This window comes from Bosea sp. Tri-49, from assembly GCF_003952665.1.
GTDB lineage: Bacteria > Pseudomonadota > Alphaproteobacteria > Rhizobiales > Beijerinckiaceae > Allobosea.
In genome coordinates, this window is record NZ_CP017946.1 from 2,058,976 (window position 1) to 2,084,251 (window position 25,276).

27 protein-coding genes are annotated in these 25,276 nt (G+C 66.1%); 11 read left to right on the plus strand and 16 right to left on the minus strand.

What is annotated here, in order from left to right; all coding sequences use genetic code 11:
• Positions 1-126: 126 nt before the first annotated feature.
• The 8 genes from allE to nrdR all read right to left on the minus strand — a co-directional run bounded on the left by allE (position 127) and on the right by nrdR (position 6,504).
• Entirely contained in the window at positions 127-924 is a 798-nt protein-coding gene (gene allE / locus BLM15_RS10230; RefSeq protein ID WP_126112648.1) for a (S)-ureidoglycine aminohydrolase, read from the minus strand.
• 72 nt (positions 925-996) lie between these two features.
• The gene (locus BLM15_RS10235) at positions 997-2,202 is read right to left on the minus strand and encodes an MFS transporter (protein WP_236846629.1); all 1,206 of its coding nucleotides are present in this window, start codon (positions 2,200-2,202) and stop codon (positions 997-999) included.
• Between the two features lie 35 nt (positions 2,203-2,237).
• Positions 2,238-3,233, minus strand: coding sequence for a thiamine-phosphate kinase (gene thiL / locus BLM15_RS10240; RefSeq protein ID WP_126112649.1), 996 nt, complete (start codon positions 3,231-3,233; stop codon positions 2,238-2,240).
• 8 nt (positions 3,234-3,241) lie between these two features.
• Positions 3,242-3,709: a transcription antitermination factor NusB gene (gene nusB / locus BLM15_RS10245; RefSeq protein WP_126112650.1), complete on the minus strand. Its 468-nt coding sequence runs from the start codon at positions 3,707-3,709 to the stop codon at positions 3,242-3,244.
• Positions 3,706-4,203: a 6,7-dimethyl-8-ribityllumazine synthase gene (ribH, locus tag BLM15_RS10250; protein WP_126112651.1), complete on the minus strand. Its 498-nt coding sequence runs from the start codon at positions 4,201-4,203 to the stop codon at positions 3,706-3,708. The genes nusB and ribH overlap by 4 nt, the downstream gene beginning before the upstream one ends.
• 33 nt (positions 4,204-4,236) lie before the next feature.
• The gene (locus BLM15_RS10255; RefSeq protein WP_126112652.1) at positions 4,237-4,884 is read right to left on the minus strand and encodes a riboflavin synthase; all 648 of its coding nucleotides are present in this window, start codon (positions 4,882-4,884) and stop codon (positions 4,237-4,239) included.
• Positions 4,884-6,014 carry a bifunctional diaminohydroxyphosphoribosylaminopyrimidine deaminase/5-amino-6-(5-phosphoribosylamino)uracil reductase RibD gene (gene ribD, locus BLM15_RS10260; RefSeq protein WP_126112653.1) on the minus strand — a complete coding sequence of 377 codons (1,131 nt, stop codon included), beginning with the start codon at positions 6,012-6,014 and terminating at the stop codon, positions 4,884-4,886. The genes BLM15_RS10255 and ribD overlap by 1 nt, the downstream gene beginning before the upstream one ends.
• Complete coding sequence (nrdR, locus tag BLM15_RS10265; RefSeq protein WP_126112654.1) at positions 6,007-6,504, minus strand: transcriptional regulator NrdR; 498 nt, start codon at positions 6,502-6,504, stop codon at positions 6,007-6,009. Before nrdR ends, ribD begins: the two co-directional genes overlap by 8 nt.
• A 256-nt stretch (positions 6,505-6,760) precedes the next feature.
• Between nrdR and BLM15_RS10270 the strand changes: the two genes are divergently transcribed.
• Positions 6,761-7,711 (plus strand): hypothetical protein, encoded by a 951-nt coding sequence (locus BLM15_RS10270; RefSeq protein WP_126112655.1) that lies wholly within the window; start codon positions 6,761-6,763, stop codon positions 7,709-7,711.
• Positions 7,712-7,734: 23 nt separating this feature from the next.
• Here the strand turns inward: BLM15_RS10270 and glyA are convergent, their stop codons facing one another.
• The gene (glyA, locus tag BLM15_RS10275) at positions 7,735-9,033 is read right to left on the minus strand and encodes a serine hydroxymethyltransferase (RefSeq protein WP_126112656.1); all 1,299 of its coding nucleotides are present in this window, start codon (positions 9,031-9,033) and stop codon (positions 7,735-7,737) included.
• 203 nt (positions 9,034-9,236) lie between these two features.
• Here glyA and BLM15_RS10280 point away from each other — a divergent pair, with 203 nt between their 5' ends.
• A complete protein-coding gene (locus tag BLM15_RS10280) occupies positions 9,237-9,869 on the plus strand; it encodes a TetR/AcrR family transcriptional regulator (RefSeq protein ID WP_126112657.1) in 633 nt (210 codons plus the stop codon).
• A gap of 61 nt (positions 9,870-9,930) precedes the next feature.
• Positions 9,931-11,151: an MFS transporter gene (locus BLM15_RS10285; protein WP_164547470.1), complete on the plus strand. Its 1,221-nt coding sequence runs from the start codon at positions 9,931-9,933 to the stop codon at positions 11,149-11,151.
• Positions 11,152-11,176: 25 nt separating this feature from the next.
• Here the strand turns inward: BLM15_RS10285 and BLM15_RS10290 are convergent, their stop codons facing one another.
• Positions 11,177-11,629 carry a helix-turn-helix domain-containing protein gene (locus BLM15_RS10290; protein WP_126112659.1) on the minus strand — a complete coding sequence of 151 codons (453 nt, stop codon included), beginning with the start codon at positions 11,627-11,629 and terminating at the stop codon, positions 11,177-11,179.
• Between the two features lie 68 nt (positions 11,630-11,697).
• Between BLM15_RS10290 and BLM15_RS10295 the strand changes: the two genes are divergently transcribed.
• The 7 genes from BLM15_RS10295 to BLM15_RS10325 all read left to right on the plus strand — a co-directional run bounded on the left by BLM15_RS10295 (position 11,698) and on the right by BLM15_RS10325 (position 18,337).
• On the plus strand, positions 11,698-12,906 hold the full coding sequence (locus tag BLM15_RS10295; protein ID WP_126112660.1) for an MFS transporter: 1,209 nt from the start codon (positions 11,698-11,700) through the stop codon (positions 12,904-12,906).
• Between the two features lie 112 nt (positions 12,907-13,018).
• A complete protein-coding gene (nhaA, locus tag BLM15_RS10300) occupies positions 13,019-14,335 on the plus strand; it encodes a Na+/H+ antiporter NhaA (RefSeq protein ID WP_126112661.1) in 1,317 nt (438 codons plus the stop codon).
• A gap of 115 nt (positions 14,336-14,450) precedes the next feature.
• Positions 14,451-15,293, plus strand: a complete 843-nt coding sequence (locus BLM15_RS10305; RefSeq protein WP_126112662.1) for an oxidoreductase — start codon at positions 14,451-14,453, stop codon at positions 15,291-15,293.
• 199 nt (positions 15,294-15,492) lie between these two features.
• Complete coding sequence (locus BLM15_RS10310) at positions 15,493-16,386, plus strand: helix-turn-helix domain-containing protein (protein ID WP_126112663.1); 894 nt, start codon at positions 15,493-15,495, stop codon at positions 16,384-16,386.
• A 127-nt stretch (positions 16,387-16,513) separates the two neighbouring features.
• Positions 16,514-17,329: an SDR family oxidoreductase gene (locus BLM15_RS10315; RefSeq protein WP_126112664.1), complete on the plus strand. Its 816-nt coding sequence runs from the start codon at positions 16,514-16,516 to the stop codon at positions 17,327-17,329.
• 83 nt (positions 17,330-17,412) lie between these two features.
• Entirely contained in the window at positions 17,413-17,823 is a 411-nt protein-coding gene (locus BLM15_RS10320) for a GlcG/HbpS family heme-binding protein (protein WP_126112665.1), read from the plus strand.
• Positions 17,824-17,833: 10 nt separating this feature from the next.
• Positions 17,834-18,337, plus strand: coding sequence for a nuclear transport factor 2 family protein (locus tag BLM15_RS10325; protein WP_126112666.1), 504 nt, complete (start codon positions 17,834-17,836; stop codon positions 18,335-18,337).
• Between the two features lie 84 nt (positions 18,338-18,421).
• Here BLM15_RS10325 and BLM15_RS10330 read toward each other — a convergent pair whose 3' ends face one another.
• The 5 genes from BLM15_RS10330 to BLM15_RS10350 all read right to left on the minus strand — a co-directional run bounded on the left by BLM15_RS10330 (position 18,422) and on the right by BLM15_RS10350 (position 23,169).
• The gene (locus BLM15_RS10330) at positions 18,422-19,663 is read right to left on the minus strand and encodes a L,D-transpeptidase family protein (protein ID WP_164547471.1); all 1,242 of its coding nucleotides are present in this window, start codon (positions 19,661-19,663) and stop codon (positions 18,422-18,424) included.
• Positions 19,664-20,060: 397 nt separating this feature from the next.
• On the minus strand, positions 20,061-20,717 hold the full coding sequence (locus tag BLM15_RS10335; protein WP_126112667.1) for a hypothetical protein: 657 nt from the start codon (positions 20,715-20,717) through the stop codon (positions 20,061-20,063).
• A gap of 237 nt (positions 20,718-20,954) precedes the next feature.
• Positions 20,955-21,467 (minus strand): transcriptional regulator LdtR, encoded by a 513-nt coding sequence (gene ldtR, locus BLM15_RS10340; protein WP_110492602.1) that lies wholly within the window; start codon positions 21,465-21,467, stop codon positions 20,955-20,957.
• A gap of 207 nt (positions 21,468-21,674) precedes the next feature.
• Positions 21,675-22,112 (minus strand): DUF6163 family protein, encoded by a 438-nt coding sequence (locus tag BLM15_RS10345; protein ID WP_126112668.1) that lies wholly within the window; start codon positions 22,110-22,112, stop codon positions 21,675-21,677.
• A gap of 1 nt (position 22,113) precedes the next feature.
• The gene (locus BLM15_RS10350; RefSeq protein ID WP_126112669.1) at positions 22,114-23,169 is read right to left on the minus strand and encodes an enoyl-CoA hydratase/isomerase family protein; all 1,056 of its coding nucleotides are present in this window, start codon (positions 23,167-23,169) and stop codon (positions 22,114-22,116) included.
• 209 nt (positions 23,170-23,378) lie between these two features.
• Between BLM15_RS10350 and hemB the strand changes: the two genes are divergently transcribed.
• A complete protein-coding gene (gene hemB, locus BLM15_RS10355; RefSeq protein ID WP_126112670.1) occupies positions 23,379-24,443 on the plus strand; it encodes a porphobilinogen synthase in 1,065 nt (354 codons plus the stop codon).
• A gap of 1 nt (position 24,444) precedes the next feature.
• On the opposite strand, the gene BLM15_RS10360 is transcribed toward hemB, so the two are convergent.
• Positions 24,445-25,182 carry a class I SAM-dependent methyltransferase gene (locus tag BLM15_RS10360; protein WP_126112671.1) on the minus strand — a complete coding sequence of 246 codons (738 nt, stop codon included), beginning with the start codon at positions 25,180-25,182 and terminating at the stop codon, positions 24,445-24,447.
• Positions 25,183-25,276 lie beyond the last annotated feature (94 nt).

Genomic DNA, 25,276 nt, shown 5'->3' on the forward strand with positions numbered 1-25,276 from the left:
CCAGTGTCGGCGGGATTGTTGCCCAGTTTCCGCCAGAATCGCAAACGGGTCGGCTGACAATTTTGGGAGGATGTCAGGCCAGAGCGCACCGATCTGCCGATCGGCCGCAGCCTGTTGAGAACGGCTCTACAGTGCGACGTCGCGGTTGACGTTCTTGTAGAGCAGATAGGCCGCGTCGCTGAACCCGGTCGGATAATATTGCTGCGGGCAGAATCCGCCCATCCAGATGAAGTCCCCGGCCCAGATCTCGTGCCATTCGGTGCCGAGAAAATAGAGGCCCTGCCCTTCCAGCATGTAGAGCCCGTGTTCCATCACATGGGTCTCAACGTCGGGGAAATAGGCGCCCGGCTTGAACCACATCAGGTTCATCTCGAAATCGAAGCGCATATCGCCGCGCGGCAGCAGGAACTGGAAGCCGCGTCCGTCCATGCCGGTATGGTTGGTGACCGGAACCTCGTCGCGATGGGACAGGATCGGGTCCGGCTGCGGCAAGCCGACCGCCTCGTAGCGCTTGCGCAAGCCGAGCACGCGCAATTGCTCCGAGCCGGTATTGCGAAGCGAGAAGGCGGTGCCGGGCGGAACATAGGCGAAGCTGCCCGGCCGCAGCTCCACTGCCGCTGCATCGCCAACGGCGAAGCGGCCGCTGCCGGAAAGAACGTAGTAGAAGTGCTGAATACCGTCCTCGCCGAACGGCTCCAGCGTGCCACCGTTCGGCTCGATCTCCAGCAGATATTGCGCGAAATGCGCGCCGAGCACCGGGGCGGCGAGGATACGCACGACCGTGTCGTCGAAATGCGGCAGGCGACTGACCAGCACGCCCTCTGGCGGCATGAAGGCGTAGTTCGGCCGCACCACCCCGCGATTATGGCCGATAGCTCCGGGAGCAGGCCGTCCGGGAGTCGCGGGAAGCTGGTGCGGACGCATGGAAAAGCCTTTCGTCGAGAGCCGATGAATCGCTGTGATCTTGCCGGCTCGACCGGGGCTAGGAAAGCCGCCTCAAGCGGGCCGCGCCTGCGTTTGCAGGCCTTGCCAGGCGACCAGCGCCAGCGCGATCGCGACCGGCGGGAAGACCAGCCAGTTGACGCTGTCCCAGCCGCCGGCGCTGAGCAGGCCGCCGGAGGAGAAGGACGCGATCGCGACCGAGCCGAAGACCAGGAAGTCGTTGGCGGCCTGGACCTTGACCCGCTCTTCCGGCCGATAGCAATCGGTGACCAGCGCGGTCGCGCCGATGAAACCGAAATTCCAGCCGACCCCGAGCAGCACGAGCGCGATCCAGAAATGCGCGACGCTGAGCCCGTTGAGGCCGACCACGGCCGCGAGCGCAGTGAGGACAAGGCCAGCAGCCGTAAGCTTCTCCTTGCCGAAACGGGCGATCAGGCGGCCGGTGAAGAAGCTCGGCGCAAACATGGCGAGCACATGCCACTGGATGCCGAGCGCCGCGTCGCCGACGCTATGGCCGCAGCCGACCATGGCGAGCGGCGCCGCGGTCATGACGAAGCTCATCAGCCCGTAGGTGACGAGGGCTGCGATCACCGAGGCGATGAACTTCGGCTGGCGCATGATCTCGGAAAGCGGCCGGCCGCCACCGGACTTCACCTGCACCACCGGCGGCGCGCGCAGCGCCAGCACGACGCCGATCGCAAGCAAAGCGAGCGCGCCCTGCGCCAAAAAGCTCGCGGCGAAGGGCGCCGCCGGCGTCAGGTCACGTGTCCAGTAGACCGATTGCGGGCCGATTATTGCTGCCGCCAGCCCGCCGATCATCACCCAGGAAATGGCGCGTGGCTTGAAGCTGTCACTCGCCGTGTCGGCAGCGGCGAAGCGATAGCTCTGGACATAGGAGCCGTAGAGCCCGCAGAGGAAGGTGCCGAGGCAGAACAGCCAGAACAAGCGCTCGGCCACGCCGGCTGCGGCAATGGCGGCCCCGACCGCGCCGACGAGCGCGCCAATGACATAGCCGCTGCGGCGGCCGAGCCGGCGCATCATGAACGCGGCCGGGATGACGCCGGCGGCGAGCCCAAGCTGCATCAGGCTGACCGGGACGGTGGCGAAGGCCTGGTTCGAGACCAGTTGCGAGCCGACGATGCCGCCGAGCGAGATCACGATCGCCGGGCTCGCGCCGCCGAGCGCCTGGGCGCCGGCGAGCACCAGCGCGTTGCGCTTGGCGAGCGTGTCGCCGTCCATCACCGGAACATGCTGGTTCATCGCAGCCGCCGCCCTTCGCGGCCATCAGGCCGCCGTCAGAAATGAGCGAAGGAGCCGCGCGCGAAGGTTCGCGGCCGGCCCGCTTCGGTATAGTGCACGCTCCCGGCCTCGGCCGTGACCCGGCCGATGCGTGCGAGGCCGAGGCCCGCCGCTTCGGCGGCAGCAGCCAGAGAAGGATATTCTCCTTTCGGGACCGTACAGAGAATTTCGTAGTCGTCTCCGCCCGTCCAGGCCAGTTCCGCCAGCGCGGGATCGGCCATGACGGCATTGCGGGCCGCAGGCGAGAACGGCACGGCGTCGAGATCGATCTCGGCGCCGACTTTCGATGCCGCCAGCAGCTTGGCGAGATCGCCGATCAGACCGTCGGAGATGTCCATCGCGGCCGCAGCATGAGCCTGCAGGGCAGTAGCGAGTGCAATCCGTGGCTGCGGATGCAGATAGCGGTCGGCGAGGAAGGCTCGGTCGGCCTCGGCGAGCCTGCCGACCCATGCCGGCCGGTCCGGACCATGCGCCTTCAGGCCGAGCGCGCCATCGCCGATCGTGCCGGTGACGGCGATGATGTCGCCGGGCCTCGCGCCGGAGCGCAGCACCATGCGACCCGCCGGGACGCTGCCGAAGGCGGTGATCGAAAGCATCAGCGGCCCGGGAGTCGAAACGGTGTCGCCGCCGATCAGCGGGCAAGCGCCCTCGCCCGCCATGGCGCCAAGCCCTTCGGCAAAGCCGGCGAGCCAGTCCTCGGTCCAGCCCTTGGGCAAGGCCAGCGTCAGCACGAAGCCGTCAGGCCTGGCGCCCTTGGCGGCGAGGTCGGAGAGATTGACGCCAAGCGCCTTGCGGCCGATCGAGGCGGGCGGATCGTCGGGGAAGAAATGCACGCCGGCGACGAGCGCATCCGCCGTGACCACGAGCTCATAGCCGCGGGCCGGGCGCAGCAATGCGGCATCGTCGATCAGGCCAAGCCCGTCACGGCCGGCGATCGGCGCGAAATAGCGGGCGATCAGTTCGAACTCGCCGGGCGTCTGGGGTCCGGCCATGGCGCCGCTCAAGCCGCCGGCGCGTCGAATTCCTCGGCGCGGACATCGCGGGCCAGCTTGTCGAGCACCGCATTGACCATGCCGACCTCGTCGCCCTCATAGAAAGAGCGGGCGACCGCGACATATTCCGAGATCACGGCGCGGGCCGGCACGTCCTTGCGGAAGGCGATTTCATAGGCACCGGCGCGCAGGATGGCGCGGACGACCGCCTCGACGCGCTTCAGCGGCCAGCCGGAGGCCAGCGTCTCGTCGACCGAGCGATCGACCAGGCGCTGCTCGCGGACGACGCCGCCGAGCAGGTCGCGGAAGAAGGCGATCTCGGCCTTGGGAAGCTCGATGTCCTCGACCTCCTTGCCGATCCAGAAGGCCTCGAACTCGGCCATGGCCTCGACCACGCCGCGTCCGCCGATCTCCATCTCGTAGAGCGCCTGCACGGCCGAGAGCCGGGCGCCGCGGCGCATCTCGGATCGGCTCATTTCGACTCCTCCACCAGCGAGCGCTTGTAACGCAGCACTGCGAGCGCAGCTTCTGCCGCGCCGCCGCCCTTGTCCATCTCGCTGCGGTTGGCACGGGCCCAGGCCTGCGCCTCGTTCTCGACGGTGAGGATGCCGTTGCCGAGCGGCAGGGCGAAAGCGACCGAGAGGTCCATCAAGGCGCGCGAGCTTTCGCCGGCGACGATGTCGTAATGGCCGGTCTCGCCGCGGATGACGGTGCCGAGCGCGACCACCGCCTCATAGGGGTCGACAGATTCGTCGGCGGCGCGCAGGCCGATGACGATGGTGGAGGGGATTTCGAGCGCGCCGGGGACGGTCACGACGTCGACGCGGCAACCGGCCTTCTCGAGCGCGGCAAGCGCGCCCGCGAGCAACTCGTCGGCGAGCGTATCGTAGAAGCGAGCCTCGACCACGAGCACGCGGGCGCCGTCGAGCGGGGTGACCGAAACAGCCGATGATTGCCGGGGTCCGGCCATGATGAAGTCCTCGTCTGGGATTGAGGACGCTGGTTAGCCGCCCGGGCGCGCCTCCGCAAGCCGCGCGGCATACCGCGCCATCAGATCGACCTCGACATGGACGCCGTCTCCCTTCCTGCGCTCGCCCCAGGTGGTGACGCTGAAGGAGTGCGGGATCAGCAGCACGGTGAAGACATCGTCCTCGACCGTGTTCACAGTGAGCGAGGTGCCGTCGAGGCAGATCGAGCCCTTCGCCGCGATGAAGCGGGGAAGCCCTTGCGGGGCGCGGATGTGGAAGCGCGCCGTTGCGCCCCAGGGCTCGCTCGGGTCGGGCGCGATCTCGTCGATCTTCAGGATCGTGCCGACGCCGTCGACATGGCCGGTGACGAGATGGCCGCCGAGCTCGTCGCCCATCTTCAGCGAGCGCTCGAGATTGATCTTGGTACCGGGCGCCCACGCGCCGACCGACGTCTTCGCCAGGGTCTCGGCGGCCGCCTCGACCTGGAAGGTGCTGCCCGGTTCGCCATCCTCGCGCGGGTTCAGCGCCGTCACGGTCAGGCAGACGCCGGCGCAGGCGATCGAGGCACCGATCTCGATGCCGGATGCTTCCCAGGGACAGGAAATATCGAACTGCTTGAGGCTGGGGCCCTTGCTCTCGGCGCGAGTGACGGTGCCGATGGCGGTGACGATGCCGGTGAACATCAGGCGATCCTCGTGAAACGTTCGAAACGGTCGCAGCCGATCTGCCCCGCTTCGGTGACGGCGTAAATCTCGGGATCGGCGAGCAAAGCCGCAAGTCCCGGCCTGACCGCGACGATGCCATCGCCGCCGAGGGGGTTCGGCGAAGTCGAGACGATGACCTCGTCGGCGAAGCCTTGCAGCGCCAATTGTTCGCCCACGGTCGGCCCACCTTCGGAGAAGACGCGGGTGATCCCGCGCGTCGCCAGCAAGCGCAGCGCCTCGCCAAGATCGAGATGGCCATCGGCGGCGCGGGAGACGCGCATGACTTCGACACCGGCGGCGACCAGCTTCCCCTCCGCGGCGATCGGCGCATCCTCAGCCGCGATCACCCAGAGCGGTACGGTCGCAGCCCCTTGGACCAGCTTGGCGGTCAGCGGCAGGCGGAGCGCGGAATCGAGCACGACGCGGATGGGCGAGCGGATTTCGAGCCCGGGCAGACGTACGGTCAGCAGTGGGTCATCGGCAAGGACGCTGCCGATGCCGAGCATGATCGCGTCGTGGCTGACGCGCAGGCGGTGCACCCATTCGCCCGATTCCGGGCAGGAGATGGAAAGGCGCGCGCCCCCTGCCCCGCCGGCGAAGCCATCAGCCGTACGCGCAACCTTGAAGGTCACCATCGGCCGGCCTTCAGTCACCCGCAGGACATGGCCGCGATGGCTGCGCTGCGCCTGATCCTCGAGCACGCCGACCTTGACCTCGACACCCGCCATGCGCAGCAGGGCGTGGCTGAGACCGGCGATCTGCGGATTGGGATCGGCCATGGCGGAGACAACGCGCCTGACGCCGGCAAGCAAGGTGCGCTCGATGCAAGGGGTGCCGCCACGGACGGTGCGATGCGAGCAGGGCTCCAGCGTGACGTAGAGCGTACCGCCGCTCGCGGCCGCTCCGGCCTGCTCGAAGGCCATCGCCTCGCCATGCGGCCGGCCACCGGGCTGCGTGCGGCCCTCGCCGACGACCACGGGCCCATCCGGCCCGTCGCGTACCACGACGGCGCCGACGCTCGGATTCGGCCAGGTCTGGCCGAGCCCGCGCGCGCCGAGCTCCAGCGCCCGCGCCATGAAGGCGCGGTCGATCTCGTCCTGGTCAGGCATCGTCGCGAGCGGGCGCCGGCTTGGTGTCGGTGTCGATCTCGTCACTCCCGAGCTGGCCCAGTAGCTCCTCGAAATCGCGAGCCTCGCGGAAGTTCTTGTAGACCGAGGCGAAGCGGACATAGGCGACATCGTCGAGCGCCTTCAGCCCCTCCATCACCAGCTCACCGATGGCCGAGCTTTGGACCTCGCCTTCCCCGGAACTCTCGAGCTGGCGGACGATGCCGTTGACCATGCGCTCGACGCGCTCAGGCGCTACGGAGCGCTTGCGCAACGCCACCTCGATCGAGGTCTGCAGCTTGTCGCGATCGAAGACGGTGCGCCGGCCCGAGCGCTTGACCACGGTGAGCTCGCGCAGCTGCACGCGCTCGAAGGTGGTGAAGCGGCCGCCGCAATCGGGACAGACGCGCCGGCGCCGGATCGAGGCGTGATCGTCGGTCGGCCGCGAATCCTTCACCTGCGTGTCGAGGGAGCCGCAATAGGGACAACGCATGGCGAGGCCTCGGGGTTACCGGGCGACGATATCGCCCGCGGCCCTTCATTGCCCCAGCCATGCCGTCGCAGGCCAGCGAAAAACGACCAGCCGTCGGCAAGAGAGCCAGCACGAGATCGCATGACGCCCCAACAGCGGATCGCAGCCCTGGCGAAAAATGACGCCAGACGATTTGCCTTCCCATGGCAAGGTATCGTCCTGCGACCCGCCTGCTCCTGCCTGCCGATCCCACAGCTCGCCAATCGGAGTTCCGCAGATGTCCAATGATAACGTGGGCGAGGCCTTTGGCGGCCTGGTCGTCCTGGCCTTCGACCTTCTCGACAGCGAGATTCAAAGGTCCCCCGAACGTCTCGCCGAGATTCTCAAGAGCCCGGTCGTGCTGGCGACGGCGCAGAAGGGCCTGCTCAGCTTCGCGAACGCGAAACTCAAGAGCCAGACGACGCAGCTCTCTCCTGACGACATCCAGAAGCTCCGCTCGATCGGCGACGATGTCCTGTCCAAGGCTGCCGACGAGTATTTCAAGCAGATCAAGAAGTCGTCGACATTCAAGTCGCTCGAGAAGCAGGTCGACGCTTTCAAGCAGGCAGCCGGCTCATCCGCGCTCGGCGTCTGGGTCGATCAGCACAAGGGCATCGTCTACGTCGTCGGCGCGGCGCTGGCGCTCGGGGCCGGCGCCGCCCTCTTCGTCACCAAGCCGACCAACGGGGCGGTGACGCTCGGCCTGCAGCAGCTGGAGAAGCTGAAATTCGAGGTCGTCAAGCTCGGTGCCCTGAAGCTCGGCGTCGGCGGCATCGTCTTCGACCCGACGGCGGAGCTGGTCGGCGCCAAACTGACCGGCAAGCTGAAATGGGAGCGGCTGAAGCTCGACCTCTCGCTTCAGGTGGTGACCAAATCGGCCGCCATCGAGAAGGTTGAGGGCGAGGTCATGGTCCAGTACGGCTCGTTCGAGCTCAGCGGCATCGTCAAGAAGGACGTGAACAAGCCGACCGTCGACCTCAATCTCAAGCTGAGCGCAACGGATGACCGCTTCAATGTTTCCGTCGCCGCGCAGGTCAAGGACGGGCAGTTCGGCGGCAGCGCCTCGGCCGGCTACAAGATCACCAAGGGGCTCGATCTCAATGCCGAGCTCAGCCGGGCCAACCGGGGCGATGCGCCCGGCGGTCCGGAGAACCTGTTCATGATCAAGCTGACCGGGACCTTCCCCTGAGGGCCGCCCCGGCCCTTTCCCGCTCAATAGATCGGGAAGCGCGCCGTCAGCTCGTGGGCCTTGGCCTTGACCGCCTGCTCGACGGTGGCATTGCCCTCCTCGCCATTGGCAGCGAGGCCATCGAGCACCTCGGCGATCAGCTCGCCGACCTTCTTGAATTCGGCGACGCCGAAGCCGCGCGAGGTCGCCGCCGGGGTGCCGAGGCGGATGCCCGAGGTGACCATCGGCTTTTCCGGATCGAAGGGGATGCCGTTCTTGTTGCAGGTGATGTGGGCGCGCCCGAGCGCGGCCTCGGCCGCCTTGCCGGTCACCTTCTTCGAGCGCAGGTCGACCAGCATCAGGTGGTTGTCGGTGCCGCCGGTGACGAGGTCGAAGCCCTTGCTCTTCAAGGTCTCGGCCAGCGCCTTGGCGTTGGCGACGACGGCGTGGGCGTAGGTCTTGAACTCCGGCCGCAGCGCCTCCTCAAAGGAAACGGCCTTGGCGGCGATGACATGCATCAGCGGCCCGCCCTGCAGGCCCGGGAACACGGCCGAGTTGATCTTCTTGGCGATCGCTTCGTCATTGGTCAGCACCATGCCGCCGCGCGGGCCACGCAGGGTCTTGTGCGTGGTCGTGGTGACGACATGGGCGTGCGGGAATGGCGACGGATGCGCGCCGCCGGCGACCAGCCCGGCGAAATGGGCGATGTCGACCATGAAATAGGCGCCGACCTTGTCGGCGATCTCGCGGAAGCGCGCGAAGTCCCAGTGGCGGGCATAGGCCGAGCCGCCGGCGACGATGATCTTCGGCTTGTTCTCTACCGCGAGGCGCTCCATCGCGTCATAGTCGATGACCTGGTCGACGACGCAGACGCCATAGGGCACGACCTTGAACCACTTGCCCGACTGGTTGACCGGAGCGCCATGGGTGAGATGGCCGCCGGCGGCGAGGTCGAGGCCCATGAAGGTGTCGCCGGGCTGCATCAGCGCCATGAACACGGCCTGGTTGGCCTGGCTGCCGGAATTCGGCTGGACATTGGCGAACTGGCAGTCGAACAGCCGGCAGGCGCGCTCGATCGCAAGCTTCTCGGCGATGTCGACGAACTGGCAACCGCCGTAATAGCGCCGGCCCGGATAGCCCTCGGCGTATTTGTTGGTCATCACCGAGCCCTGCGCCTCCAGCACGGCGCGCGAGACGATGTTCTCGGAAGCGATCAGTTCGATCTCGTCGCGCTGGCGACCGAGCTCGAGCTCGATGGCACGGGCGATCTCCGGATCGACATCGGCAAGCGACGCGCCAAAGAAGGAGTTGGAGAGGTGCTTGTCCAGCGCGGCTTCGGTCATATCCGGCTCCTGAGAATGCGGCGGCCGATCGCGGCCCGGCCTCATGGGCGGTCCCTATCACGCGATCTTTAGCTGTCCAAGCGCTAGATGGACGCGGCGGATGCCTTGGACGGACGGGGCGGCGCGCCGGAATGAAAGCCGTGTAACCTCGGACCGGGGCGAGGCATCCGCCGTCGCCATATCAGCAGCCGAGGGCAAGGCAGATGGCTGAGTCGGACACGCGCTCCCGGATCATCGCGGCCGCCGAGATGCTGTTCTATGGGCACGGCCTGCACAGCGTCGGCATCGATGCCATCGCCGAGGCGGCTGGCGTCACCAAGCGCACGCTCTACAATCACTTTCAGAGCAAGGACAAGCTGATCACCGCCTATCTCGCCGCGCGCGACACGCCGGCAATCGAGCGCTACCGGCAATGGCTCGGCGATCCCGGCCGGCCGCTGCCCGAGCGAATCGCGAACCTGTTCAGCGAACTGGCGGACCACGCGAAGCGCCCGAAATGGCGCGGCTGCGGCTTCACCCACGCCGCGGTGGAACTCGCCGGCCAGCCCGGCCATCCGGCCGTGGCGATGGCGGCCGGTCACAAGCGCCGCTTCGAAGCCTGGCTCGCCGGGGAGCTGCGTGAGGGCGGCCTTGCCGACCCGGAGCCGATCGCCCGGCAACTCGCGATCCTCGTCGAGGGTGCGATCGCGCAGATGCTGATCCATCGCGACACCAGCTATGCGCTGTCCGCGGGCGAAGCGGCGGTGCTCATCGTCGCGAGCCATCTCGATGCGGCGGCGCACCGACTGCAGCGCACCACCACCTCCTCTCCGCAGGCTACCCTGTATACCGACTAGTGAATTTCATCTGACCGGCCGGTCCCTATCGTTCGCCCTCGCATCCGCGGGGAGACCGATCGTGCCGACACCGACGCCGAATTCCTGGCCACCAGCCCTGGTCCTGTCGCTCGTCGCGGCCGGAACGATCCTCTCGATCTCGATGGGCTTGCGGCAGAGCCTCGGCCTGTTCATGGAGCCGATGGTCCAGAACGCCGGCGTCTCCGTCGCCACCTTCGGCTTCGCCATGGCGCTGCAGAACCTGGCCTGGGGCATCGGGCAGCCCTTCATGGGCGCGCTCTGCGACCGCTATGGCGGGCGGCTCGTCGTGATCGCCTCATCGGCGCTGTTCTGCGCCGGTCTCTATCTGATCGGGACCGGCAGCCCGCTCGGCCTTCAGCTCGGTGGCGGGCTGATGATCGGCATAGCCGTCGCGGGAACCTCGCATGGCGTGCTGGTGGGCATCGTCTCGCGCCTCGCCGCCCCGGCCGTGCGCGGAACCGCGATCGCGATCCTCGCCGCGACCGGCTCGCTCGGTACCTTCGTGCTGGCGCCGACTGCGCAGGCGCTGATCGAGCGCTGGTCCTGGCAGGGGGCGTTGGGCGGGTTGGCGGCGCTGGCCGCCGGCATGGCGGCGGTGGCCTTCCTCTTCCGGACCGCCAGCCCCGGCGCCGCAGCGGGACCGGCACAGCAGAAGCCAGATGCGCGCCGCGCCATCGCCGAGGCCATGGCCGACCGCTCCTTCGTGATCTCGACCGTCGCCTTCTTCGCCTGCGGTTTTCAGCTGATCTTCATCGCGACGCATCTGCCAAAATACATCGCCATCTGCGGGCTGCCGCCCTCCGTCAGCGCCGAGGCGATTGCGCTCATCGGCATCTGCAATGCGGTCGGCACCCTCGTCGCCGGCTATCTCTGCCAGCGTTGGGGCAACAAGACCGTGCTGGCGCTGATCTATCTCCTGAGGACGGTCTCGATTGCCGTGTTCTTTACCCTGCCCGTCAGCGTCGAGACGACGCTCGTCTTCGCCGCCGCCATGGGGTTTCTCTGGCTGAGCGTCGTCCCGCCGGTCAGCGGCCTGATCAATGGGCGCTTCGGCACGGCGAATTTCGGGACGCTGTTCGGCGTGATGTTCCTGAGCCACCAGCTCGGAGCCTTTCTCGGTGCCTGGCTCGGCGGGCTGAGCTATGAATGGAGCGGCAGCTATGCGACCGCCTGGATCGCGCTGATCCTCGTCGGCACGCTGGCGGCGATCCTGCAGTTCCTGGCTGAGGACGAAGGGTCACCACGGCCGCAGCCGGCATAAGGTCTTCCGTCGCGGAGCCGGCAGTTCAAGGCTTCGACGCCACCTTTCGGCCGGACCGAGGACCATTCGTTGGACGATAGGCGAGCTTTCTGTGCGATGCCGCCTGCATGAGCTTGCGGAAGGTCGGGCATTCCAGATGGCTCGGGGCCGGGCAGTCGGCAACGTGGCGTAGGACATCCCGCAGCGTCCGCAATTCGATCATCTGCCGCTGCAAAGCATCGGCCCGCTCGCGCAGCTGGTCGCGCGGGATATCTGGCTTGCCGTCCCGCCCGAACATGCCGGCGATCTCCTCAAGCGAGAAACCGGCCGCCTTGCCCATGGCGATCAGCGACAGCTTCAGAAGCACGTCACCATCGAATTGCCGCCGCAGGCCTTGCCGCCCGAGCGAGGCGATCAGGCCGATCTCCTCGTAATAGCGCAGGGTCGAGGGCGCGACGCCCGAGCGTTCCGCCACCTCGCCAATATCCAGGACATACATGGCTTGACCTCAAGTCAACTTGAACTTGTACGCTCTGCCGAACTTATCGTTTTGGCAAGAGGAACGTCATGGAAGCCATTCTCATATCAAGGCAAATCCCGATCTGGCAGGATCGGCGCGCAATCGCCCTTTTGATGGCGGCATCGCTCACGACGATGGCGAACGCGACGATTGCTCCGGCCCTGCCCGGGCTCGAGCGCCTGTTCGCAGATGATCCCAACGCCGCGCTGCTAACGCGCCTTCTGGTGCCGGCGCCCTCACTCAGTGTCGCGCTCTGCGCCCCGCTCGCCGGGATCGCAGCCGACAGGATCGGGCGGCGCAAGCTGCTGCTCTTCGGCGTCGTCCTGTTCGTCATCTCCGGCTGCGCCGGGCTCGTTCTGCCGGACCTGTCGACGATCTTTGCCAGCCGCCTAGTGCTCGGCATTGCGGTCGCGCTCATCATGACGGCGCAAACGGCGCTGATCGGCGACTACTTCACCGGCGACAACCGCAACGCCTTGACCGGCCTGCAGATCTCGGCCCGCAATCTCGGCGGCCTCGTCTTCATCCTCACCGCCGGCTGGGTCGCGACGATCTCACCGCGCCTGCCTTTCGCGATCTATGGTCTCGCAGCCGCTTTCCTGCCGCTGATGTGGCTGGTCATCGTCGATCCACCACGCCTATCGCCGGCGACTCGGCCGGGCCAGATAGGGGCTGGTGAAGATCGCTCTCCTTGGCGCCTCCTCTTCGCCTCGCTGGTGCTGCTGCAGGCCGTCACCAACATGATCTTCTTCATCATGCCGACGCAGCTATCCTTCTTTCTGGACGCGCAGGGTTATGACAGCGCGATCATGACCGGTTCAGCGCTCGGCGTGCTGATGCTGTCGGGCGGCGGCTTTGCGCTACTCTATCCGCGCATCCAGCGCGCCGTCGGCTATGCCGGCATCTTCGCGCTGGGCTATGGCGCGATGGCGCTGGGTTTCCTGCTGCTGGTCACCGCCTCGGCGACCCCCGCGATCTTCGCCGCTGTCACGGCGATCGGCGCAGGCTACGCCCTAGTCTCGCCGAGCTTTATCGCCCTCGCGCTCAATCTCGCACCGCCGCAGAAGCGTGGCCTGGCCGGCGGCGTCCTCACTGCCTCGATCTTCATCGGTCAGTTCTGCTCGCCGCTACTCAGCACGCCTTTGATCGCCGGCTACCGCTATCCCGGCCTGTTCGGCGGCACGGCCGTGCTGCTCGCCGCGATGACTGCAACAGCATTGCTGGCGGGTGGCGCCGGCCGGCTGCGCAGGCAATAGTGCGGCGATATGGAATGCGGCATCGCGCCCGCTCTGCTCTATTTCACAGATCGAGTGAGCCGACTCGCAGCCGCATGGCACAACCGTCGGCTGCAATGGAATCGACATCGGGATGTCGCAGCGCACCTGCGATATCCCAGGCTACAAGAAGACGGGGGATGCCGGCGTGACCCAGGATGCGCAGCAGATCGAAGCCGAAGCTCCGGATTGGCCGCCGAAGCGCCGCTCGCCCCTGCACGCTTTCTTCGAGAGCGGCGCCGCGGCCGGCGTCCTGCTCGTCCTCGCTGCAGCGAACGCGCTGATCATCGCCAATTCGCCGCTCGGCCTGCTCTATTTCAAGGTGCTGGAGGCGAAGGTCGCCGGCCTCTCGATCCTGCACTGGATCAACGACGCGCTGATGGCGCTGTTCTTCCTGCTCGTCGGACTGGAGATCAAACGCGAGTTCATCGAGGGCCAGCTTGCGACCTGGAGCCGGCGAGCCCTACCCGCCTTCGCAGCGCTCGGCGGCATGATCGCGCCCGCGCTGATCTATGTCGCGCTCGCCCGCGGCGACGCCGAGGCGATACGGGGCTGGGCGATTCCGGCTGCCACCGATATCGCCTTCGCGCTCGGCGTGCTCGCCATCCTCGGCTCGCGCGTGCCGGTCTCGCTCAAGATCTTCCTGACCGCGCTCGCCATTCTCGACGATCTCGGCGCGATCCTGATCATTGCTCTGTTCTATTCCGGCGACCTCTCGCTGCCGATGCTGGCCGGCGCCGCGGCCTGCCTTGCCGTGCTGATCGCGCTCAACCTGCGCGGCGTGCGCTCGCTGCCGCTCTATCTCGTCATCGGCGCAGTGCTCTGGTTCTTCGTGCTGAAATCGGGCATCCACGCCACGCTCGCCGGTGTCGCGCTGGCGCTGACCATTCCGCTTGCCGGCCGCGGCACCGAGAGCGACGAGCCCGAGCATTCGCCACTGCACACGCTGGAGCACAGGCTCCATCCCTGGTCGTCCTATTTCATCGTGCCGGTCTTCGGCTTCGCCAATGCCGGCGTCTCGATCGCCGGCATGTCGCCGTCGCTGCTCTTGACGCCGGTACCGCTCGGCATCGTGCTCGGGCTCTTCCTCGGCAAGCAGATCGGCGTCTTCGGCTTCGCCTGGCTCGCGGTCCGGCTCGGCCTCGGCACCATGCCGGCCAAGGCGACCTGGGCGCAGGTCTATGGCGTCTCGCTGCTTTGCGGCATCGGCTTCACCATGAGCCTGTTCATCGGCGCCCTGGCCTTCGCCAACAATGCCTCGCTCAACGATGCGACCAAGATCGGCGTGCTCGCCGGCTCGGCGCTGTCGGCGGCGATCGGCTATGTCGTGCTCCATGTCGCCGGGCGGCATCTGGCGAAGGAAGAGGATGAGCCCGTGCCGGCGATCATTCCCCGAAAAAGGGTTCATTGAGCGCGCCGGGCCGCAAGATCGCAACAGTCAGCGAAATCGGCAGACGGCCCGATCGGGCGGCAAATCCTATCCCTTCGATCAGCGGATGATCCGCAGCATCGAAGGGAGATCGGTCATGAAGACCTGGTTCATCACCGGCGCATCGCGCGGTTTCGGCCTGCGCATTGCGCGCCTTGCACTGGAGCGCGGCGACAATGTCGTCGCCACCGCGCGCCGCGCGCCGGCAGTCGTCGAAGCACTGGGCGAGCATCCGAGGCTTCTCGCCCTGTCGCTCGACGTGACCGAGGAAAAGCAGACCCGAGCAGCCGCCGAGGCTGCGATCCTTCGCTTCGGAGCGATTGATGTGCTGCTGAACAATGCTGGCTACGGCCTGCTCGGCGCGGTCGAGGAGGCGAGCGCCCAGGAGGTGGAACAGCTTTACCGCACCAATGTGTTCGGCCTGCTCAACGTCACACGCGCCGTGCTGCCGCATATGCGGGCGCGCCGATCGGGCCGCATCCTCAATATCTCGTCGATCGGCGGCTATCGCAGCGCCGCCGGCTTCGGCGTCTATTGCTCGACCAAGTTCGCGGTCGAGGGGCTGTCCGAGGCGCTGCATGCCGAACTCGCTCCGCTCGGCATCCATGTCACGGTGGTCGAGCCCGGCTATTTCCGCACGGATTTTCTCGACGCATCCTCGCTCTCGATCAGTCCGCACGGCATCGCCGACTATAACGGCACGGCCGGCGCCGTGCGCACGCACGCCTCCGCTCTGAACCATCAGCAGCCTGGCGACCCCGACAAGCTCGCGCAGGTGCTGGTCGGGTTCGCCGATGCGCCGAACCCGCCCGTGCGGCTGCCTCTGGGCAGCGACACGATCGCGGCGATCGAAGCGAAGCAGGCGGCGGATGCCGAGATCCTGCGTGAGTGGCGGCCAGTCTCGCTTTCCACCGACTTCGCCGAGGCACCAGCCACCTGAGTTGCCACCTTTGACCGGGAGACGGGCCATCGCTCCCAGTCACCCGCGACAGATGCCAGGCCTTGCGCCAGCTCGGCGGTGGATTGCTAGAAGGCCGCCCCTTCGTCCATAGTCCCGTCGAATCCGCACCTCGGCGAACGGCTTCGCCGAGGTGCACCTTCGGTTGCGGGCTCGGGGGCGATGTGTCGTCGCGATCACCATGGCGGATGAGAGCGGGACGCTAGGCAATGCGCCGGCCTCGCTCGGGCGTATCCTCGACCGGGCACCGCCGGTCACCGATGCCGTCCTGCGCGGTGACACTCGCCTGACCGCTCCCTGGGGCCATGGCGCCCTGCACGACTACCTGCCGGGCATGGCCGGCCATGTCGTCATCACCTATTACGGCGAGCCGCAGGAAATCGTCTGGCGCAGCGCCGGCGAGCGCCTGGCCGGCAAGACCCGTTCGGGAACGATCACGATCATTCCCCAGGGCCATGACGGGCGCTGGGACATCGCCGGGCCGATCGGCGTCAGCCACGTCTTTCTCCCGCATCAGCGGCTTCTCGCCTGCGCCGAGCAGCTGACCGGTGGCAAGCCCCTCGAACTGCTCGGCCGCGTCGGTTTCGAGGACCCCATCGCCGCGCGCGTCATGGAGATGCTGGGCCGCGACGCTGGAGCCGCGGCCGATCCGGCTGCACAGCTCTTCGTCGAACAGGCGACTGATCTGCTCGTCGTCCAGCTCCTGCGCGGCCACTCCTCCTTCGGCGCGATCGCGGCTCCCGCACAGCGCGGCCTCGCCGACTGGCAGGTCCGCAAGGTCACGAGCTATATGCAGGATCACCTCGGCGAGGCGGTCGGGCTCGACGACCTCGCCGCGCTGGTCGGCCTCAGCCGCTTCCACTTCTGCACCGCGTTCCGGAAGGCGACCGGTCGCACGCCGCACGCCCAGCTCGTCGAGCTGCGGATGGACCAGGCCCGGCGCTTATTGACCAGTCCGGAGCTGGCGGTGACCGACATCGCCCTCACCGTCGGCTACGAGACGCCCTCTTCCTTCACAGCGGCGTTCCGCAAGGCGACCGGCGTGACGCCGAGCGCGTTCCGCCAGCGGCTGTAGCGCTCGCGCTTCCGGCACCGCAATTTCGCGATAGTGGCCGCAACGGCGGGACGGTCGCTCACCGCCTGCTCCCCTATTCCTTGCTCATCGGACGCCACCGGCGCCGACCAGACAAGGGAGCAGGACCATGACCAAGAAGACCATCCTCATCACCGGCGCCGCAGGCGGCTTCGGCAAGGGCGCCGCCATCGGCATGGCGAAGAACGGCCACGACATCATCGCCACCGTCCACGTCTCGTCGCAGGTGACGGCATTGCGCGAGGAAGTCGCCGCGCTGGGGCTCTCCGACCGCATCCGTGTCGAGCGGCTCGACCTGACCGACGCCTACGACATCAAGCAGGCGCTCAAATGGGATTTCGACGTGCTCTGGAACAATGCCGGGATGGGCGAGGCCGGTCCGGTCTGGGAAATCCCGCTCGACCTCCTCCGCAAGAACTTCGAGGTCAACGTCTTCCTGCCGCTGCTCCTGACGCAGGGCGTCGTCCAGCGCTGGGTCCGCGAGGGCAAGAGCCAGGGCAAGAAGGTCGTCTTCACCTCGTCCATGGGCGGTCTGTTCACGCCGGCCAACTGGGGCACCTATGTCTCGACCAAGCATGCGCTGGAATCGATCGCTGAGGCCCTGCAACAGGAGCTGGCCTCCTACGGGGTCAAGATCCAGACCATCAATCCGGGCGCCTATTACACCGGCTACAACGAGACGATGGCGGACAATCCGTTCCGCTGGCTCGATGACGAGGTCAACTTCACTAAGCGTGCCGAGCTGCGCAAGGGCTTCGACGACTTCTTCGCCACGCCGGAAGGCAAGATGGACCCGGCCGAGATGATCGAACGGATGATCGAGATCGTCCCGGCCGACGAAGGCAATTTCCGCAACGTCGTGCCGAAGCAGATCGAGGACATGCTGAAGGCGCACCAGCTCGCAGCCTGGACGAACCGGATCTGAGCCAGAGCGCCAACCTTACCGGCTGCAGCCGCCCTCGCCGGGCTCGCTGCAGCGGCCCCAGCCCTTTCTAAAAGGAACCAGCAATGAGCATCACCCAGGCTCAGGCGCGGACCGCCATGGCCGCAGCGGAGCGCGAGGCCGCCACGATCGGCGTTCCCATGAACATCGCCGTCTATGACGACAGCGCCAACCTCAAGGCCTTCACCCGCATGGATGGCGCGTTGCTCGGCTCGGTCGACATCGCGCTCGGCAAGGCCCGCACCGCTGCATTGTTCGGCTTCAACACCGAGGCGCTCTACGAGTTCAGCAAGCCCGGCGGCACCTCGCCAGGCTTCGACCGGACGAATGGCGGGCTCGTGGTCTTCGCCGGCGGCATCCCGGTGCGCGACGCCGAAGGCCGCCTGATCGGCGCCGTCGGGGTGTCAGGCGGCGCAGTCGCGCAGGACTATCAGGTCGCGGCAACCGCTGTCGCGGCGCTCGCTACCAACGCATGAGCGGAGAACCATGATGAAGACCACCAGGACAATCGCGGGTCCGATGCTCGCCATACTCGCCATGGGCGTCATGCTCTCGGCCCCGCTTCGCGCCCAGGAAGCGCAGATCGAGCGTGACAACCGGGCGCTCGTCGAAAGCGGCATGAAGGCCTGGGCCGACGGCACTGGCAGCCCTTACGACCTGCTCGCCGACGACGCGCGCTGGACAATCGCCGGCAATTCGCGCGCCGCGAAGACCTATCCGAGCAAGGCGGCCTTCCTCGCCGAGGTGATCCGCCCGTTCAACGCCCGGATGCGCGAGCGGCTGATCCCCACTGTCCATCGCTACCATGTCGAGGGCGATAGGGTGATCATTCGTTTCGATGCCGCTGGCCTCGCACGCGACGGCAAGCCCTACACCAACAGCTATGCCTGGTTCCTGCGCCTGAAGGATCGCCAGATCGTGGAGGCGGAGGCCTTCTTCGACAGCGTCGCCTTCGACGATCTGTGGACCCGGGTCAGCCCTGCCCCGTGACACGCGGCAGCCGCTCGACAAAAAGAAGAAGGCCCGCCGGTTTCCAGGCGGGCCTTCTCGTATCCATCGTCAGATCGAAAGCGCTCAGATGTCCTGATCGCCCTGCAGGGCAGCGACCGGCACCGGGCCGAGCCCATCCTTGTTGTAGATATCGTCGCGGAACTGCACACCGCCATCGGGCGTCGCCCAGGCGGTGACATAGACCCAGTAGCACGGCACCGGATTGGCGATGCGGGCATTGACGCGCTCGCCCGAGGCGATGGTCTCGTCGATCTTGGCGCGATCCCAGCCGGGCGTCTCCTTGAGCAGGAAGGCGATGTAGTCGCGCACGTTCTGGACGCGGATGCAGCCGGAGGAGACGAAACGGAAGTCGTCGCCGAAGATGCCCTTCGACGGCGTGTCGTGCATGTAGACGCCGTGCGGGCTCGGGATGTTGATGCGCACGAAGCCGAGCGAGTTGAACTCGCCGCCCGGATCCTGGCGGAAGGTGTAGCGGGTCGCTTCATCCGAGCGCCAGTTGACCCGCTCCGGCGGGATCTCGCCGTTCGGCCCGATGATGCGGATCTTATTCTCGGTGAGGTAGCTCGGTTCCTTCTGCATCTTCGGAATCAGATCCTTGCGGATGATCGAAGCGGGAACCGTCCAGGTCGGGTTGAAATTGACCTCGGGGATCTTGGTCTGCAGCAGCGGCGACTGGCGATCGATCTTGCCGACGCCGGCGGCGTGGCGGGTCGCGACATGGCCGTTCTCGACCGTCTCGACCGCAGCGGCCGGGATGTTGGCGACGACATAGCGATTGCCGAGATTGCCCGACCAGGTGCGCAGGCGCACGATATTGGTCTCGAGCTGGCGGATGCGCCGGTCGACCGGCACGTTGAGCGCGGCGAGCGTGGCGCGGTTGATGCTGCCGGTGGTCGAGAGCCCCATGCGCGACTGGAAGCGGCGCACGCCGCCCTCGACATAGGAATCATAGATGTTGCTGTCGCCGGCGGAGGCATCGAGGTCGCCAGTGATGATCAGCCGCTGGCGCAAGGCGACGACACTGGCGCCGCGCGAGCCGACGGAGAGCTTCTCGCTGACCTGCAGGGTCGGCCAGCCGCCGCGTGCGGCGAGTGCACGGTAGGCCTCGACCGCCTGCTCGGTCGCGGCCAGTGCGGCCGGCGAGAGCATCGGCGTCGAGGAACGCTGGACCGCATTGCGCGAGCCGGCATCATAGCTCTGGCGCCACTCGGCCTGCTGGGCGAAAGCCGGCAGGCTCACGCCGGCGGCAGCAGTCGAGAGCATAGCCAGAACCGTCTCGCGGCGGGTCAGGCGAATATTCGGCATCGATCGTACCCCTTGGACTTCGCATATCATCGGAGCGGGACGCGACCCGCCCCTTCGGCCTGGCATCTACCACGCCGGTCGCCGGGGACGATCCCTTACCAGAGTTAACACCCTATGATGAGCGCGGCATTTTTAGGGCGGCGATGCGCTGCGCTCACGCGGGTTTGATCGCTGTGGCCGGCGCGGCGCAGATGCCGACGGGGCGTTGCACACGCGCAACATATCGAGGCGTCCGCACGAAAACGCTGAAGCCCGGCTCAAGAGGCGTAACAGTGGGCGCTGCGCCGAATCCCTTGGATTTCAGAGTTCGCAATCATGCAATCTCGCAGGCGTCTGGCTTTAAACCTGAAATTTCTGAGCGCCAGATCTCGCCCGAACCTGCTTGGAAAACCGGCGCTCACGAAGGCGGTTTACTAGGGTTTCTGGGGCGCCACACATCCCGGCCCAGTTCGACGGGCAGCGGATCCAATTTCGCTTTAGCCAGAACAACATTCATTTTTTCAAGTGTCGTGATCTTCAGATCATCCATGTGATCGCCAAAAGGCTTGTCGACCTCAGGTAGAATAAATTTACCTTCATATTCAAATTGTCTGAATTTCTTTTCAGCAATACCGGCTTGATAGCGTCGCATCATTTGCTCCAACGCGACCGCGACCTCATCCATCTCGCGACCCCATTTCTCAAGACCGCTTTTCCCACCCAGATCGATTTTGTGAATGACCGAACCAGTTCTGTCTCTAAGGATTCCGGTATTTATTGCCTCCAATGTCTGATGAACTGCCTTGATGAAATCTTCTTCTGAAACCTCGTTTACAAATGATATCCTGAAAGCCGGGCGGTCAAACGCCATCCGATAAAGCTTTATTTTGGCAATATCAGTATTTGCGATGAGCAAATTGGTAATTAAAAATGCAGCTAGAGCAGTACAAGCGGCAACAATGGCAAGAATTTTATCCAAACCCGCATTTATTACGATCGCCCACCAACAGAATAATCCACATAGTATTGCAACTATGGCAATGATTATTGCCTTGGTCCAGTCAGTTCGGTACATTCTTCGCCCCCCCAGTCCCGCCAACCGCTAGGCATCCGCCACATACCCATCGCGATATCGAGCCTTAGCTGACATGTTTTGAGGCAGCCGATCCGGTCCGCAACAGAAAATGGCGCCCGGAGGCGCCAAACTCTGCCAAAAGCACGGAGCTTTAATGTCAACAGCCTTGCCAACCCGCTCTGCGGCGACCTAGCGCATCGTAGCGAAGCTGCTTTCGACTAATCCTTTCTCTGGATATCAGAGCTTGTAGCGGATCTGGTCGGTCCAGAAGCGCTCGAGGCGCAGCAGGGCGTTGTTCATGCGCTCGAAGTCGTCGGCCGCGATGCCGCCGATCTGCTCGACCGTGCGGACATGCTTGTCGTAGACGCCCTTGACGATGTTGTGCACCTCGCCGCCCTTCTCAGTCAGGCTGATGCGCACCGAGCGACGGTCGATCCGCGACCGGGCATGGTGCAGGAAGCCGAGCTCGACCAGCTTCTTGACGTTGTAGGAGACGTTCGAGCCGAGATAATAGCCGCGGGTGCGCAGCTCGCTGGCGGAGAGCTCGGCGTCGCCGATATTGTAGAGGAGCAGCGCCTGCACGCTGTTGACGTCGTCGCGGTTGCGGCGCTCGAATTCGTCCTTGATCACGTCGAGCAGCCGGCGATGCAGCCGCTCGACCAAGGTGAGGGACTCAAGGTAAAGCGGCTTCACCTTGAGCTGAACCTCATCAGCCGCGGTCGGCTCCACAGTCTTTACATTGCTCTTCATGGTATATCCCGCCTGTTGCATGTCGGCCAGGATTTGTCTCCCGGTCCGCTTCTGAGAGACACCATAGGCAGTGCGGATGAAAACGAGTTTAAATATCAGGATGAATCAGGGATTTACCCATTTGGGTGAATCCAAAATGAACCGGAAGTCCCTTAAGCTAAAGCGTTTCTTACCGCGGCCTGCCGCATTCGACGCGCGCGGACGGCCTCAGGACTCCTGGTTTTCCGCCGCCCAGGTCGCCAGGAAATAGGCCAGCATCAGCGCGACATAGGTGCCGATCAAAGCGGGCGACAGCGTCAGCCAGCGCGGGAAGAAGAAGCCGAGCAGGAGCTGGCTGACAGCGGCGAGCAGCCAGAGCACGCCGCCCCAGGTCGCGGTCAGCCAGAGGCCGACGCCGGCGACGAGATCGAAGACGGCGAAATAGACGGTGATCGCCTGGAAGGTCAGCGGGCGCGTCTCGAAGGCTGGGCCGGTGTCCAGTCCGAGGCCGAGGATCATCGCCCAGTGGTAGAGACCTTTGCCGATCCACACCACCGAGAGCAGGCGCAGCAACCAGACCAGGAGCAGCCGCCAGCGTATGCCGCGCCTGGCCTCGCCCGCCTGGCGCGGGCCGCGCAGAACCTCGCCGTCGCGCAGCACCGCCATCTCAGCTGCTCACAACCAGCTCGGTCGCTCCGAGCGGGGCGAAATAGGCCGCCACTGCCGCCGGATCGAGTTCTTCCAGCGTCTGCGGCCGCCAGGACGGAGCCTGATCCTTGTCGATCACCACAGCGCGGACGCCCTCGTAGAAATCATGGCCGCAGAGAATCCGCGAGACGATGCGGAATTCGAGCTGCATCGTCTCCGCGAAGCCGAGCGAGGCGCCGCGGCGCATCTGCTCGAAGGCGATGGCGACACTGGTCGGCGACTTCGCTCGGATCGTCGCGAGCGTCTTGGCGGCGAAAGCATCGCCACTTGCGGCCTTGGCATCGAGCCGGCCGAGGACGTCGGGCAGCGTCGCCGCGCCGAAGCAATGCGCGATCGTCGCGCGCTCAGGCGCCAGCTTGCCCGGTCCGGGGTCTCCAGCGAAGCGGGCGATCGTGGCGTCGACCGACTCTAAACCGGTCAGCGCCTCGGCAAGCTCGGCCATGCGCACCGAGGGCACCGCATGTGTCGCGAGCCCGAGTGCCAGCGCATCGGCCTGACCAACACGGTCGCCGGTCAGGGCGAGATAGGTGCCGGCGTGATCCGGCAGGCGCGGCAGGGCATAGGTCGCGCCAACATCGGGGAAGAAGCCGATGCCGACCTCCGGCATGGCGAAAAGCCAGCGCTCGCCGGCAACGCGATGGTTGCCATGGAGCGAAACGCCGACACCGCCGCCCATGACGATGCCGTCGACCAGCGCGACATAGGGCTTGGGATAGCTCTGGATGCGGGCGTTGAGGACGTACTCCTCGCGCCAAAAAGCGAGCATCTCGTCGTATTGGCCGGCCTTGCCGAGGTCATGCAGGCTGCGGATATCGCCACCGGCGCAGAAGGCCTTCTCGCCGGCGCCGGTCACGACGATACGGGTGACGGCAGGATCGTGCTCCCAGGCGTCGAGCGCCTTCGCCAGTTCGCGCACCATGCCGAGATTGAGCGCATTGAGCGCCTTCGGCCGATTGAGCACGACGAAGCCGGCGCTGCCGCGGATTTCGCAGATGATGTCCGGCTCATCCGACATGGTGCTCTTTCGTCTGATCTGATCCCGTGTTTGGGCGTTGGCCGGAGGCCTGTCAACGCGCCGGCCGGCGCGCGGCCGCACGGCGCGCTTTGGCGAAGTGCCCGCGCAATGCGCGTGGCGGCATGCGACCATCGCGACTGTTTTGGAATGGTTCCGATGTGCTAAAGCATCGCCGGCAAGCAAGTATCGCGTTCGCAGCGGAGGCGTTGATGGCATCTCGGGTTGTGCGGCCCTTCCCCGCGCCGCAGGCGCGGCAGGCCGAGACTGCGGCCGCCATGACGGACGCGCTCGGGCTCACCCGCCGCATGCGCCGCAACCGCAAGGCGGACTGGTCGCGCCGGCTGGTGCGCGAGAATCGCCTCACCACCGATGACCTGATCTGGCCGATCTTCCTGATCGATTCGGCCGACCCGATCTCGCCGGTCGCCTGGATGCCCGGTGTCGACCGGCTCAATATCGACGAAGCCGTGCGCCAGGCGGAAGCCGCAGCCAGGCTCGGCATCCCCGCGATCGCGCCCTTCCCCTATGTCGACCGCGGTTTGCGCGACGAGACCGGTTCCGAGGCACTCAATAGCCGCAACCTGATGTGCCGCGCGGTCAGGGCGATCAAGGCGGCGGTACCGGAGATCGGCATCATCTGCGACGCAGCGCTCGATCCCTATACCTCGCATGGCCATGACGGCGTGATGGATGGCGAGAAGATCCTGAACGACCCCAGCGTCGGCATCCTCGTCCGGCAGGCGCTGGCGCTGGCGGAAGCCGGTGCCGACGTGATTGCGCCCTCCGACATGATGGACGGGCGCGTCGGTGCGATCCGGGCCGCGCTCGATGCGAACGGCCACGAGGACGCGCAGATCATGGCCTATTCGGCCAAGTACGCCTCGGCCTATTATGGCCCGTTCCGCGACGCGATCGGCACCAATGCCACGCTCGTCGGCGACAAGCGCACCTACCAGATGGACCCGGCCAACAGCGACGAGGCCATCGCCGAGGTCGCGCTCGACCTCGAGGAGGGCGCCGACATGGTGATGATCAAGCCCGGCCTGCCCTATCTCGACGTGATCGCACGGGTGAAGGACACCTTTGCGGTGCCGACCTTCGCCTACCAGGTCTCGGGCGAGTACGCGATGATCATGGCCGCCGCCAATAATGGCTGGCTCGATGGCGACAAGGCGATGCTGGAGAGCCTGCTCGCCTTCAAGCGCGCCGGCGCCGACGGCGTGCTGACCTATTTCGCGCCGCGGGTGGCGAAGATGCTGAAGGATATCGCCTGAGCTAACCAGCCAGGCGATAGACGGAGACGTGCGAGCGCGACTCCGCCGTGAACGGCGCTCCGCACCAATCGGCATGCCGGCTCTCGAGCGCGAAGCCGGCCAGCTGAGCCATCAGGTCGAGCTCCGCCGGCCAGATATAGCGATGCGGTGAGCGGAAGAGCTCGGCCTGCCTGCCCTCGCCGAATCTGACATGATGCGACACGATCAGCTGGCGCAGCGTGTCGTAGGTGTCGAGGCCGATATAGCCCGCCTCCGAGTGCCAGACGACCGCCTGCTGCCCGGGCGGCAGCTTGCGCAGTTCCGGCACCCCGAGCTCGACCACAAAACGGCCGCCAGGCGAAAGATGGCGCGCCGCATTGCGGAAGCAGGCCACTTGCTGCGCCTGCGTGAGCAGGTTCGATATCGTGTTGTAGACGAGGTAGACGAGCGAATAGCTGCCGGGAACGGTGGCGGTCGCCATATCGCCGATTACGACGGGAATCGTCGCTTCATCCACCTTGGTCCGTAATTCGGTGACCATCGCTGGCGAGAACTCGATGCCGACCACGGGAACCTTCCGTTCGCTCAGCGGTACGGCGACACGGCCGGTCCCGATCGCGAATTCAAGCGCTCCGCCGCCCTCGGCGAGTTGCGCCAGCCGCTCTACCGCCGGCTCCAGCACCTCCGGCGAGAACATTCCGGTGCCGGGCGTGTCATAGGATTTGGCCGCCTCGTTGTCCCAGATCTCATCCTGCTGCATGCCAGACATCCCACTGCGCGACCGGGCCGGCCAGCATCCGCTGCGGCCCGGACCGGATGTGCGCCGCCCTGTCGATTTATCAAGGCCGCAATCA